We start from the raw sequence: 12,529 nt of genomic DNA, 5'->3' as shown, positions 1-12,529 counted from the left end.
CAGATATAAGCCACACCGATTAACGCTCGGTGTGGTTTTTTCATGCTCTTAATTCTAGCGTTGTGATCCAAAATTTTGGGTCCAGTAATTCCCAACTCTTCCAACACCCATTTCCTTATAATTGCCATTCATGATATTGGCACAATGCCCCTGACTGTTTAACCAGGCTTCTATTACCTGCTGTTCGCTGGTATAACCATAAGCAATGTTTTCACCGGCCGTAGAATAATTGTACTCCACCTCTTGCAAACGAGTTGTTAAGGTACTTCCATTTGGGGATTCATGCGCAAAAAAATCATTCTCATACATATCTGTACTATGATTAGTGGCTGCTTGCTCAAGTTTATTGTTCCAGGATACGGCATCAACCGGTGGATAGTAAGTGTCGCCACAAGTAGTTCCTGAAGCTCTGACATCGTTCACCAGATCCAGTAATAATTGTGCATCAATTTGAATCGGTTGGGATATTACTTCTTCTTCAATAATTTCAGTTTCATCGCTACTACACGCACTTAATCCTAATAAAATTGCAGCAAAACCTACACATAATAAATTTCTCATTCTCGAAATGTTTATCAATTAATAATGTAGGTTGATATTGTAAGGTTGGTAGCTCAAATATAATGGTTTTTAATAAAACTTAAACACTTTGCTTCTTATTTAGAATTCGATGAACTTCCTATGAATATTAGGCTTCAAAGTTTTTTGCTGAATCAAAATTTATGTAAATTTGGTCTAATTACGACTACTATTTTAAAGCATATTTAATGAAGCATTTTTACTCTACTCTATTACTATTAGCAATACCAATTCTTTGTTTTGGACAAAGAGATTACTCCTATATGCCTTCCAAAAGGAATTTTAAAGTAAAATATGTGAATTACGATCATAAAAATCGGAAAACCTATACCGAGGTGTGGCAATTGGCTGGAAAAACCAAAGATGACAGTGGAAAAATTCGTTATAATATCGAATCTGAGATTACTACGGTGAAACAAAACACTTTCTATCAATATTTTCATTTTACCTCGAAAGATTCTAATTTTTACATTGGAGCGGAAAGGTATCTGGATCCTATTAAATTAGACTCCTATCAAAAAATGGTGGTTAAAATAGATGCGGACAGCGTTGTATTGCCACTAAAACCAATCAAAGGCAAAATACTTCCGGAAGCCACTTGTCAGGCAGATATTTTGCGAGGTACTGGTTCTGTGCTGATGTCGATGACAGTATTACTTGTGAACCGAAAGGTTGATGCAATAGAGACCATAGAAACTCCAGCAGGGAAATTTAAGTGCTATAAAATATCTTCGGATAAAATATCCTATTCGGGAATTTCCAGGAATAAAACCAGGTTAATTGAATGGTACGCCATTAATGTTGGATTAATTAGGATGGAAGAATATCATAGAAAGGGTAAATTGCAAACTTACAAACAGATAGAAAGCATCGCTGAAGATTTCTTTATTCCTTAATAAGCAATACTTCTCAATTAATGTAGGTAGGACCATACCAGGCGAACTGCTTGTCCGTAATAGGAACTTCCAAAAAGGTTAAGATGATTTAATACGTGATACAAGAGATAAATGTTTTCGCGGTAATCGTAACCTTGAGGCAATGGTTTTTTCCTGCGATAAGCATGATAAAACTGCTCTGTGAAACCACCAAATAGTTTGGTCATGGCTAAATCAGCTTCTCTATGTCCGTAATACACGGCGGGGTCAATTAAAACTGGGTTCGATTCCATATCGCACAAGTAATTGCCTCCCCATAAATCTCCGTGTAAGAGACAAGGCTTTTCCTCGCTACCTTCCAGAATTTCCTCTATCCTATTTTCCAGTACGATGAATCCATTTTTCAACTCATTGCCAACAAGCTTTTTTTTCTCTGCTAGCTTATATTGAAAGAGTAATCTTTTATTGTAATAGAAATCCAACCAGCTTTCTTCTTCAGTTTTTGAAGGAATGTTGTGCTGTGGTGTCGATCCGATGTAGTTGTCTTCTTTAAAGCCAAATTTAAATGAAGTACGGCTGTGCAAATCGGCCAATTGATCACCAAACTTCGTGAAAAAATTCTGATCTTTTCTTCCTTCTTCGATGTGTTCCAATAGCAAAAATGTGTCATCGACTAATAGCACTTCGGGTACTCTTATGCAATTGGTTTTACGTATCTCGTTTAAACCATTTGCTTCTTTGGCAAAGGCATCAGGACGAATTGAACCTGTCTTAAGGAAACAGGTTCTTCCATCCTCTAATCTGATCAAATTAGTTTGAGCAATTGAGCCACCTCCAACCGATTTCTGTTTAGAAATGTTGCATTTGGCCCAATCTTGTATTTTCTCAATAATTTGAAATTCTATCATCTATCAATTTGCTTTAATAAACCTTCACATGCATCTTCCAGAATGTCTAAAACCAATTCAAATCCATCAGAACCTCCATAATACGGATCAGGAACAGAATTGTAATGAGTATATCTAATGCAGTAGTCTGTCATCGACGAAATTTTATTTAAATCTTCTTGATTTCTTGCCATTCCTTCCAGATCTGCTACATTTTGTGGATCCATACCAATGATTAAATCAAACTCATCAAAATCGGTTTTTGGATTAAACTGACGTGCTATACTAGTTAAATCGTAATCTCTTTTGGCAGCATGTGTTCTCATTCTGCTATCCGCTCTTTCTCCTGCATGCCACCCTCCTGTACCTGCCGAATCACATGTATAATCGTCGTCAAGCATATTTAGTTTTAAATAGCCATTCATAACAGCCTCTGCACTTGGCGAACGACATATATTTCCTAAACAAACAAAGAGTAATTTCTTTTTCATTTAATTGATTTTAGTTCGTTAAAAAATCAAAGATGTTGCCTAATTGACTGGTTGTTCCTTTATACAATTCGGTATAAGAACACCTGCTGCATGTAATTGTTGTAAACTTTTTATTCTGAACATCGAAAATTTTAGCAAATCGACCTCCTGTAGCTCTAAATTCATCGGTTTCAAAATTTCCATACCCACATTTAGGGCAAACATACTTTGATGTATCCATTTTTATATTCGTTTATTTTACCTCTATATTAAAAGTAATAAAAAAGATAATGATCTCGAATTTAAGATTTGCTAAATAAATAACATTTTTTTAACAGAAAAATTAAGACACAGGAGTCTTGTTTAATTAATTTTTCCTAAGTTTGCTTTTAGAAACTTCAAAAATGAAAAGGAATTACACACATAGCGAGGCTAAAAATACCAACCGAAACTCTTCGGTTGAAAGCAGCATGTGTACTACTTTAAAATCCTTTTTAACTTATTCCCAAGCATTTACAACTAACAACAATTCAAAATATTGTTGTTGTTGCTGTTGTTGTTAGTAGATTAAACAAATCACTGACAAATCCCTTTTAGGTTTACTTTAGAGTTTTCCTTAAATAACTGTATATCTATACATAATAAAATCAAAAAAACAATGAGTTACTTAAGTAAGGTTATGGATGACTTACAATCCGCCAGAAAAAACAATGAAATTGACATGCCATCTCGAGACTTGTCGCAAAGATTTGTGGAAGAAGCAATGAATACCTTGTTCCCGATTAGTGCAAGGAGAACTAAAAGTTGCTGTGCTGAAGAATCTTTGCTGTATCAGATGGAATCTACATTGAAATTGTTGCTTCTCCCGGTTAATTTTAAGTTGAACGATACCATTGAAAATATTACACAGGAATTTATGGTGCAATTGCCTTCGGTTTATCGCGCTTTATTAAAAGATGCTGAAGCGATTCAAAAGTTCGATCCGGCAGCAGATACCATTGGAGAAGTAATCATTGCATATCCGGGTTTCTTTGCCATTATGGTGTATCGATTAAGCAATGTATTATACAAACTTGGAGTGCCAACTGTTCCACGATTAATGAGTGAGTATGCGCATACAAAAACCGGTATTGATATTCATCCGGGTGCTACCATTGGCGAATCGTTCTTTATCGATCACGGAACAGGTGTAGTAATTGGAGAAACTGCCATTATTAAAAATAATGTAAAAATATATCAGGGAGTTACATTGGGTGCTTTGCAAGTGAAAAAAAGCCTTGCTAAAAAGAAACGCCATCCAACTGTAGAAGACAATGTTATTATATACTCCAGTGCCACAATTCTTGGTGGAGATACTGTAATTGGAAGAAATAGTATTATAGGAGGAAACGTATGGCTCACATCAAGTGTGGACTCAAACAGTGTGGTATATCACAAACACGAAACCAAGGTTAGAACTAACCTTGACGAAAGCAAGATTATTAATTTTCAAATTTAAATAAAGATGAGACTGAACAATATTTTGGAAGGAGTTGGTAATACTCCAGTATTAAAATTGAATAAGGTATTTAACGGTGCAGATGTATGGATGAAACTTGAAAGAGCAAATCCGGCAGGCAGTATTAAGGACCGTATTGCATTATCGATGGTTGAAACTGCTGAAAAAGATGGACTGTTAAAGGAAGGATCGATTATTATTGAACCAACTTCTGGAAATACAGGTGTTGGATTGGCAATGGTAGCTGCCGTAAAAGGCTATAAGTTAATTCTGGTTATGCCTGAATCCATGTCGGTAGAAAGAAGAAGTTTAATGGCTGCTTATGGTGCTGAATTTGTACTTACCCCAAGAGAATTAGGGATGAAAGGTGCAATCGAAAAGGCAGAAGAGCTTATCTCCAAAAATGAAAATTCATGGATGCCATCACAGTTTGACAATGAAGCAAATGTAGAAATACATAGAAAAACTACTGCAGAAGAAATAATAGCGGATTTTCCAGATGGAATTGATTATTTGATTACCGGTGTAGGAACAGGCGGACACATTACTGGTGTTGCCGAAATTTTAAAGCAGAAGTTTCCAAAACTTAAAGTGCTAGCTGTTGAACCTGAGGCTTCGCCAGTGATTAGTGGTGGTGAACCTGGACCGCACCCACTTCAAGGAATTGGAGCTGGTTTTATTCCAAAAAATCTGAATACAGACCTACTTGATGGTGCCATTCAGGTTAGTAAAGATGAAGCATTTTCGAAGGTTAAGGAATTGGCTATAAAAGAAGGTGTACTTGCTGGAATTTCAACAGGAGCTTCTTTAGCGGCTGTCAGTAAACAACTCAAATCGATAGATTCAGGAGCTACGGTATTAACATTTAACTATGATACTGGAGAAAGATACCTTTCAATTGAAGAGTTATTTTAAAAAAAAAGGCCGATTCTTTACTGAATCGGCCTTTCATTTTATGATTTATTCGGATGATCGTTTTGTTTTAATAGAAATAACGCCATTTCCTCCCCTTAAGCCATAAATGGCTGCATCGCTTCCTTTAATTACCTGAATACTTGCAACATTATTTGGCGAGAGGTTATCTAATGCCGAATAAGTGGTCATAACACCATCTATCTCAATTTGAGCAGCACTTGAGCCAACAAAAGACGATGGACCTCGAATAATAATTTCACCATTTACTATCTGCAAAGAAGGAAACTCATTGCGAAGAATCTCCATTACAGTTGTGTATTTGGAATAATCCTTAGCTCGAGAATTTTTCTTTGCTAAACTCTTAAAGGCATCTACTTGTAATATATGACCTTTATCAATTGCAATTTCTTGAGCATTTGGAATTTTTGCTATTTTTAAATTGATCATTTCATCAATTTTTTTGCCTTTCTTTACTTTCAGTGCTTTTTTGCTGAAACCATCGGCAGTAATGATAATTTTATCTTTGCTTTCGCAGACAATATTAAATACACCCTGATAATCAGTTTTAACATCAAGCTTACTACTTAGCACATGAATATTTGCTTGATTCACCGGAATGGAGTCGAATACAAGAACTCTTCCGCTAAGCTGAACATTTTGTGCATTTGCAAAAAGACCAGTAATTAGTATAAATACCAATGAGAGGATTAATTTTTTCAGTTTCATATTTTATTTAAAAGTTGCCAAATGGCAGTTAATATTCATTATTTGAATGTAGTTACCTTCACAACTCCATTCCCGCCGTTAGATCCATACAAAGCAGATTGTGATGTTGTAAGGATAGTGATTTTTTTAATGCTTGCAGTAGGAATACTTTTCAATGCATCAAAATCTACCAGAACACCATCTATTTCAATTGCTGCATAATTATTACCCATTAATGAACTTCCTCCACGAATTACCAATCCCTTTTCATCTGCTTTTACATTAGGGTGATGATCCTTTATGATTTGAATTGCGTTGCCATACCTGGAATAATCCTTTGGTTTTGAATTGGCTTTACTTTCCAGGTATTCATTCAACTCTTTTGTGTTAAGGATATGTCCATTTTGAATTGCAATTTTATCAGAACCTGCTTTCTTCAACAGTACCAAATGAGTTCTGCTTCCTTTTGATTTTACCTTTATTTTTTTTGAAGAAAAACCTTTTGCTTCAATTAGAAGTTTATCTTTCAAATTGCATGTTAGTTTATATTTACCAAGCGTATTCGTGTATGTGAATTCACCCGATTTTAAGTTTGTGACCTTGGCGTTCACCACTGGTATCAAATCATCTACTATCACTTTCCCTTCGAATTGAATCTGACCAAGTCCAACAAAGGAAATTATCATAACAGTGAAAACTGCAATGCTTTTTTTCAGTGAGACCATAGTTGAATTATAAATGGGTTAGAATTGATGATTAATTTTTGGTTTTAATAACCACCATACCATTAGCACCACGAGTTCCATAACGTGCAGTTTGACTGCCTTTAATTACCTCAATACTGGCAATGTTGTCTGGATTTAACGAACGTAACATCCCTAAGCCAACCAATATACCATCAACTTCGATACCTGCACTACTTGAAAGTGAAATTGAGTTAGGACCTCTAATAATAATTTCATTTGGTGTTATTTTTAATGACGGAAATTCGTTTTTAAGTGCTTCAATCAAAGTGCTGTATTTTGAATAATCTTTGTAATTAGGCCCCAATTTTACTAGTTCTCTGAACTTGTCTAATTCCAATATATGAGCTGCTTTAATTGCTTTTTCTTCAGATCCTGCTTTTGAAGATAGTTTTAAATCCACATTTACGATACCATCGTGCTTCTTCCTAATTTTATAAGTTTGTTTAATAAAGCCATTAGCAATAAATGTCAACTTGTCTTTTGCCTGGCAAGTACAGGTAAATTCTCCTTTTTCATCAGTTTTAACTGCTTGGGAACTGCTTTGAATAATTACATCAGCATTTACCACTGGTATTTGTCCGTAAGTAGTAATTTTCCCTTTAATCTCAATTTCCTGGGCACTCATTGTAAAACAAGAAAAGAGAATTAAAACGAATAAAGAAATTGTGTTTTTCATGATGGGTGTTTTAATGAGTTAAAGTATGGTTTTCAATTTAAGTAAAATATTTCGCACTTACATTAACCATTATATTTTGTCGTTAGAATTACTACAACAATGGCCACTTTCATTGCACTATATTTACCTAACCTTCTCCCCTTATAAATGTCTATGTGAGTTATTGTATTTGGATCTAATGTTTCAATAATATTATCATCTTCAAGTTTTCCATCAACTTCTATTGCAACATCATTTAATTGATTCTCTGCACTATACCCACTTAATCTTAATTCTCCTCCTTCATAAAAAATTCTTCTGTTACCTCTGGCAGTTTTGGTCTCATCAAGCAATAAATCAAAAACCGTTTCAAATCTACCATACTTGGTATTTCTGATCGATTTAGAGTATGACTTTAAAAAGTTATCAGTATCAAGAACATGACCTGATTTAATGGCAAGTTTTGTAGAGTGTTTTTTTATTCCAACTTCTAAGTTAATTGTCAAAGGACTTTTCACTTTAGCATTGATTTTTAACTTATGCTTTTGAAATCCATCTGCGATGATAGCTAGTTTATCTTTGGATTTACATATCAAAGTAAATTCTCCCTGTGCATTGGTGAAAACTTCTTTTTGAGATGAACTGATATGGATTTTTGCCTTATTTACAGCAATAGAATCATAGGTAACAACCTTACCTTTTAGTTCGATTTTTTGTGCAAAACACTGAAAAGAAAATAGTACAAAAAAAGTTAAGGTTAAAAGTTTTGCGGTAGTTTTCATAATAAATTTTGTTTAATGATTAATGAATATAAGAATTATTCTATCACAAAACAAAAATCAAGCCAAAAGCCCCCCTGGAATTCAATTAAAGATCATAAAAACAACCTATTAACACCATTATCCTTCATCCCTTATGGCTTCAATAGGCTTAACAGCCATTGCTTTTTTGGCAGGTATAATACCGGCAACTAATCCTGATATGATTAATATCACCAAAGCAATAATTGCGATATTAAAGTCTACCTCTGGGTTTGAGAACATACTTTCATCTCCGCCACCATTCTGAATCGCTTTTGTTATGACTTCCAGGAGAAATACACCAAAAACCAACCCGATCCAACCGGCAATGGCGGTAAGAACAACAGATTCCGTTAAAATAGAACTGATAATCACCGATGGAGATGCGCCCAGAGCACGTTGTATGCCAATTTCTTTTGTTCGCTTTTTCACGATAAATAGCATGATATTACTCACACCAATAATACCTGCGAGCAAGGTTCCTGTTCCTACAATCCATATCAAGCCTGCAATTCCGATAAAAAGATTATTAATCTGGATAAACTCTTTTTCAACATTATTACTTCCAAAAGCACGTTGATCTTCCGGATGAATCGTATGTCGCCTGCGAAGAAGACTCTTCACCTTCTCTTCTACATAGGTTGCAGAGTATTCCTTTTTTGATGTAATTGAATAATGACCAACCCGATTTCCATAATTGTAAGTTTTTTGTAATGTGGTAAAGGGAATGATAACGCATTGATTTTGCCAATCGCCCCATCCTTGATTGTGCATCGATTTAAAAGTGCCTACAATCTGAAAATAAACTCCATTAATCTTGATATATTCCCCCAATGGTTCTTCTCCTTCTTCAAACAGGACCTCAATTACTCTTTTACCAATTACGGCAGTTTTTCTTTTCTCTTTAATGTCTACTTCATTAATGAATCGTCCATCTAAAATAGTGACAGGATCAATCTTATTGACTTCCGGAACATCGCCAAGGATGCTAAAAGCACCCGTTTTCAAACCTCTTATTACATTATTTTCACCATCGCCACCACCCCAGGCTTGAATTCTTGGAGCAAGAATTTCAATTTCAGGAATGTTATCCAAAATAGCTTTTGTATCCTGATTGGTAAAATTGTATCTACGTCCCTGCTTATAACCTTTGTACGGCTTACTGGTAGGTTGTGCCCAAATAAACACCGAGTTGGTTGCAAAATCTCCCATTCCATGATATACACCATTTTCTAATCCACGACCTGATCCTAGCATGATAATTAACATGAATATTCCCCAAAAAACGCCAAAGGCAGTAAGAAAGGTTCTTAGTTTATTACTTTTCAATGCCATATATATTTCGGTCCATCGATCTCTGTCAAACATGATTGTGATTTTAAGTATAGATTAATGTAATTCGTTTTATCGTAAAAATTTATCTTCTTACTCATCGGCCAGTGCTTCGATTGGCTTAACATTTGCAGCTTTCCAGGCAGGGAAAAATCCGGCCAATAGTCCTGCAAATACTAGAACAGCAGTAGCTTGTATGCCCACACTCAAATCAACCGAAGGGTTCATAAAGAATTCAATTTGCGTATGAGGAGCCAGAATTTCAAGTAATACAACACCCCCAACCAAACCCATATAACCAGCCACCGAGGTGATCAATACAGATTCAAGCAATATGAGGGCAATAATTGATTTTGGACTTGCGCCAAGAGCTTTTCTAATACCTATTTCCCTTGTGCGTTCTCTAACTACAATAATCATGATATTGCTAACTCCTACAATTCCAGCAATTATGGTAAAAGCACCAATAATCCACACAAATATGCGAATGCCGGCAAACAAAGCCATTGTTCTCTGATAGCCTTCCATATTGTTATTGATCCACATGGCTCGCTTATCTTCCGGATCGAATTTGTGACGTGCCGCAAAACTCTTTCTCAAATGCTTTTCCATTTGCTGTAAGGCTTCAATGTCGGGTGTATTTGTGGTAAATGACATGTTGGAAATGCGATTAGCTCCGTTAAATACACGCTGAGCAGTCGATACGGGAACATAAACCCTTTGTAAATCTCTTTCGGAATGATCTGTAAACACACCGATTACCTGGAAAGGAATGCCATTAATTTTAATATACTTTCCCACAGGTTCTTCTCTTTTAAAGAGAGCTTCTTCCAAAATTGTGCTGATAGCCACTACTTTTCTGTAATTTTCAACATCAATATCATTTAAGAATCTTCCTTTGGTTGAACTGGTATTCTCCAGAATTTCTGTATCGGGATGAACTGCTATAATTTCATAAGAAACATATTCTGTTTTGTAGGAAATGATATTGTTTCTAAAAATTGAATAGCGCGAACTAATTTTATCTACATCCAGACCTGAGTCTTTTGTACGCGTATAATCTTCATTTGTGAATTGAATTCGTCTGCCAGGTTGCATGCCATCAAAAGCCATACTGGTTCTGCCGCTATATATCCACAGACTATTAACAGCATCTCGCTTAAATTGGTCCAAAACCCCATTCTGAAGTCCATTTCCTGAACCCAAAAGAATAATTAGCATGAAAATACCCCATGATACACTAAAACCAGTAAGAATTGTACGAAGTTTATTTTTTCGAATGGTTTCAAATATCTCTTGCCATTTATCAAGATCAAACATGAATTAATGAATTAGAATTACACAACATCCGCTGATTTGATTGTCAACGATAATACATGTGGTATCCTGATATTATGGTGGTAATAAGATAATTGGAAGGCTTTCTATATGCAATATAGATAAACTAGTTTGATATGTCAATTGAAAAATGAAAAAAGATGGCACTTGTAAATCTTAAATAATGTTTAATTCTTTACATTTTTCAACAATTGCATTTGCATTTTCACAAATACTTTCTACTTTTGCGCCCGATTAAAACTCATATCTATTTTATCTGCTGTTATATCCTATATATCAGTTAGATAAAATCAATGAAGATTGGGGGATTTTCATAAATTGAGTTTTTAGTTAGTTGGTTAATGGTTAGATGAAAATGGCTGAGTTCTTCAGCCATTTTTTAGTTTAATACATTTAATCTTTTTTAACTTTCCTTTGCAGCTCTTAACCGCGTATTGCCTTACCTTTGAAATGTATTCAATGAAGAAAAAGAATAGAGTAGTTTTATCATAGATTGAGATTAAGGTTAACATTTAGTGTTAGAAAAGGATCGGAGGAGTTCGATCCTTTTTTGCGTTAATAAAGTTGCTATTTAATCTGGAATTTCATTCCTTAGATAATATGATTGAAATTGATATCTATAAAGGAATTCCTATTGAAGAGGTACCATGGAAACGTGAAACTCCTCATAAAATACTTGTGGATACAATTGAACAATTAATATCCTCACCAGCGCATTTGCTTGATTTAGGCTGTGGTTTAGGGCATAATGCAGCATATTTTTCAGCCAGGGGATTTGAAATATCGGGAATTGACATTTCTGAAACGGCCATAAATTATACCAATAAACTGTTTAAAGAGCGGAACTTAAAAGGAAATTTCTTTGAATTAGATTTGTGCAAATTGTTGGCTTTGCCAAAGCATTCATATGATTTGGCTTATGACATTGAAGTGCTTCATCACATCTTTCCTTCCAACCGCGATACTTATCTTAGAAATGTTAGTGATTTGCTAAAAGCTAAATCTTATTACCTATCGATTTGTTTTAGTGAAGAAGATATAAACTTTGGTGGCGAGGGTAAATTTCGAGATACATCAATAGGTACCAAGTTGTATTTCTCATCAAAAGAAGAACTACAAAAGCTCATGAGTAAATACTTTGAAGTAATAGAAATAAAAGAGATTGAATTGGAAGGAAATCCAAGTCCACACCAGGCAATTTTCTGCCTGATGCAGAAAATGTAATTTTTATAACAGGTACTCTCTAAACAATTCGTCAAAAACCTCTCCTTTACTCAAACGGCCATTTACAAGACAAATCACAAATACCTTGCCTTTGGCACACAATTTATTATCTGATTTTCGGTATATATCCTCATTAAATACCAATTTTAAACCTTCACGTTCAATATTAAGGCGTACTTCAAATTCATCTCCACTGGTTAAAGAGGTTTTGTAATCGATCTCAATTCGTGCTACCATGGCATCAATTCCTTCCTCGTGTAATTTTTTAAAATTACTTCCAATAGATTCTAAAAACTCGTGACGTGCATGTTCTAAGTAGTTCTGATAAACCGAATTATTTACAACTCCCTGTATATCACATTCGTAATCGCGCACCTTTAGTGGCAATGTATAGATGTATTTGCTCATTTTGTTTTGCTTTTTAAGATCTTAAAACTAGAATAAATTATGGTAAGAAAAAACCTGACAAGCTTTATTGCCTGTCAGGTTTAGCATTTAATTACTC

15 protein-coding genes are annotated in these 12,529 nt (G+C 34.8%); 4 read left to right on the top strand and 11 right to left on the bottom strand.

Translation table 11 applies throughout. The features are described 5' to 3' along the window. Nucleotides 1–54: 54 nt before the first annotated feature. Nucleotides 55–561 carry a CAP domain-containing protein gene (locus tag ELS83_RS00200; RefSeq protein ID WP_171593484.1) on the bottom strand — a complete coding sequence of 169 codons (507 nt, stop codon included), beginning with the start codon at nucleotides 559–561 and terminating at the stop codon, nucleotides 55–57. Nucleotides 562–767: 206 nt separating this feature from the next. Here ELS83_RS00200 and ELS83_RS00195 point away from each other — a divergent pair, with 206 nt between their 5' ends. Beyond that, nucleotides 768–1,475: a TapB family protein gene (locus tag ELS83_RS00195; RefSeq protein ID WP_171593483.1), complete on the top strand. Its 708-nt coding sequence runs from the start codon at nucleotides 768–770 to the stop codon at nucleotides 1,473–1,475. A gap of 17 nt (nucleotides 1,476–1,492) precedes the next feature. Here ELS83_RS00195 and ELS83_RS00190 read toward each other — a convergent pair whose 3' ends face one another. From ELS83_RS00190 to ELS83_RS00180, 3 genes are read right to left on the bottom strand one after another with little or no spacing between them, the layout of a single operon-like run. Next, complete coding sequence (locus tag ELS83_RS00190) at nucleotides 1,493–2,362, bottom strand: fructosamine kinase family protein (protein ID WP_171593482.1); 870 nt, start codon at nucleotides 2,360–2,362, stop codon at nucleotides 1,493–1,495. Then, complete coding sequence (locus ELS83_RS00185; RefSeq protein WP_171593481.1) at nucleotides 2,359–2,832, bottom strand: low molecular weight protein-tyrosine-phosphatase; 474 nt, start codon at nucleotides 2,830–2,832, stop codon at nucleotides 2,359–2,361. Before ELS83_RS00185 ends, ELS83_RS00190 begins: the two co-directional genes overlap by 4 nt. A gap of 10 nt (nucleotides 2,833–2,842) precedes the next feature. After that, the gene (locus ELS83_RS00180; protein WP_171593480.1) at nucleotides 2,843–3,052 is read right to left on the bottom strand and encodes a zinc ribbon domain-containing protein; all 210 of its coding nucleotides are present in this window, start codon (nucleotides 3,050–3,052) and stop codon (nucleotides 2,843–2,845) included. A 417-nt stretch (nucleotides 3,053–3,469) separates the two neighbouring features. Between ELS83_RS00180 and epsC the strand changes: the two genes are divergently transcribed. Continuing rightward, nucleotides 3,470–4,309 carry a serine O-acetyltransferase EpsC gene (gene epsC, locus ELS83_RS00175; RefSeq protein WP_249414383.1) on the top strand — a complete coding sequence of 280 codons (840 nt, stop codon included), beginning with the start codon at nucleotides 3,470–3,472 and terminating at the stop codon, nucleotides 4,307–4,309. A 6-nt stretch (nucleotides 4,310–4,315) separates the two neighbouring features. Continuing rightward, entirely contained in the window at nucleotides 4,316–5,224 is a 909-nt protein-coding gene (gene cysK, locus ELS83_RS00170; RefSeq protein WP_171593479.1) for a cysteine synthase A, read from the top strand. A gap of 45 nt (nucleotides 5,225–5,269) precedes the next feature. Here cysK and ELS83_RS00165 read toward each other — a convergent pair whose 3' ends face one another. From ELS83_RS00165 to ELS83_RS00140, 6 genes are all read right to left on the bottom strand, one after another. Further along, nucleotides 5,270–5,950 (bottom strand): TonB-dependent receptor plug domain-containing protein, encoded by a 681-nt coding sequence (locus ELS83_RS00165; RefSeq protein ID WP_171593478.1) that lies wholly within the window; start codon nucleotides 5,948–5,950, stop codon nucleotides 5,270–5,272. A 38-nt stretch (nucleotides 5,951–5,988) separates the two neighbouring features. Further along, entirely contained in the window at nucleotides 5,989–6,654 is a 666-nt protein-coding gene (locus tag ELS83_RS00160; protein WP_171593477.1) for a TonB-dependent receptor plug domain-containing protein, read from the bottom strand. Nucleotides 6,655–6,685: 31 nt separating this feature from the next. Further along, nucleotides 6,686–7,351, bottom strand: a complete 666-nt coding sequence (locus ELS83_RS00155) for a TonB-dependent receptor plug domain-containing protein (RefSeq protein ID WP_171593476.1) — start codon at nucleotides 7,349–7,351, stop codon at nucleotides 6,686–6,688. A 62-nt stretch (nucleotides 7,352–7,413) separates the two neighbouring features. Next, on the bottom strand, nucleotides 7,414–8,112 hold the full coding sequence (locus ELS83_RS00150) for a hypothetical protein (RefSeq protein WP_171593475.1): 699 nt from the start codon (nucleotides 8,110–8,112) through the stop codon (nucleotides 7,414–7,416). 117 nt (nucleotides 8,113–8,229) lie between these two features. Further along, entirely contained in the window at nucleotides 8,230–9,498 is a 1,269-nt protein-coding gene (locus ELS83_RS00145; protein ID WP_171593474.1) for an ABC transporter permease, read from the bottom strand. 57 nt (nucleotides 9,499–9,555) lie between these two features. Further along, complete coding sequence (locus ELS83_RS00140; RefSeq protein WP_171593473.1) at nucleotides 9,556–10,782, bottom strand: ABC transporter permease; 1,227 nt, start codon at nucleotides 10,780–10,782, stop codon at nucleotides 9,556–9,558. Between the two features lie 618 nt (nucleotides 10,783–11,400). Between ELS83_RS00140 and ELS83_RS00135 the strand changes: the two genes are divergently transcribed. Further along, nucleotides 11,401–12,024 carry a class I SAM-dependent methyltransferase gene (locus ELS83_RS00135; protein WP_171593472.1) on the top strand — a complete coding sequence of 208 codons (624 nt, stop codon included), beginning with the start codon at nucleotides 11,401–11,403 and terminating at the stop codon, nucleotides 12,022–12,024. Nucleotides 12,025–12,027: 3 nt separating this feature from the next. Here the strand turns inward: ELS83_RS00135 and ELS83_RS00130 are convergent, their stop codons facing one another. Beyond that, on the bottom strand, nucleotides 12,028–12,432 hold the full coding sequence (locus ELS83_RS00130) for an acyl-CoA thioesterase (RefSeq protein WP_171593471.1): 405 nt from the start codon (nucleotides 12,430–12,432) through the stop codon (nucleotides 12,028–12,030). Between the last annotated feature and the right edge of the window lie 97 nt (nucleotides 12,433–12,529).

It is taken from the genome of Marinifilum caeruleilacunae (assembly GCF_013141825.1).
In the GTDB taxonomy this organism is placed as follows: domain Bacteria; phylum Bacteroidota; class Bacteroidia; order Bacteroidales; family Marinifilaceae; genus Marinifilum; species Marinifilum caeruleilacunae.
The sequence above is the reverse complement of the archived record's forward strand: the minus strand, read 5'-3'. Positions and strand labels throughout refer to the sequence as shown.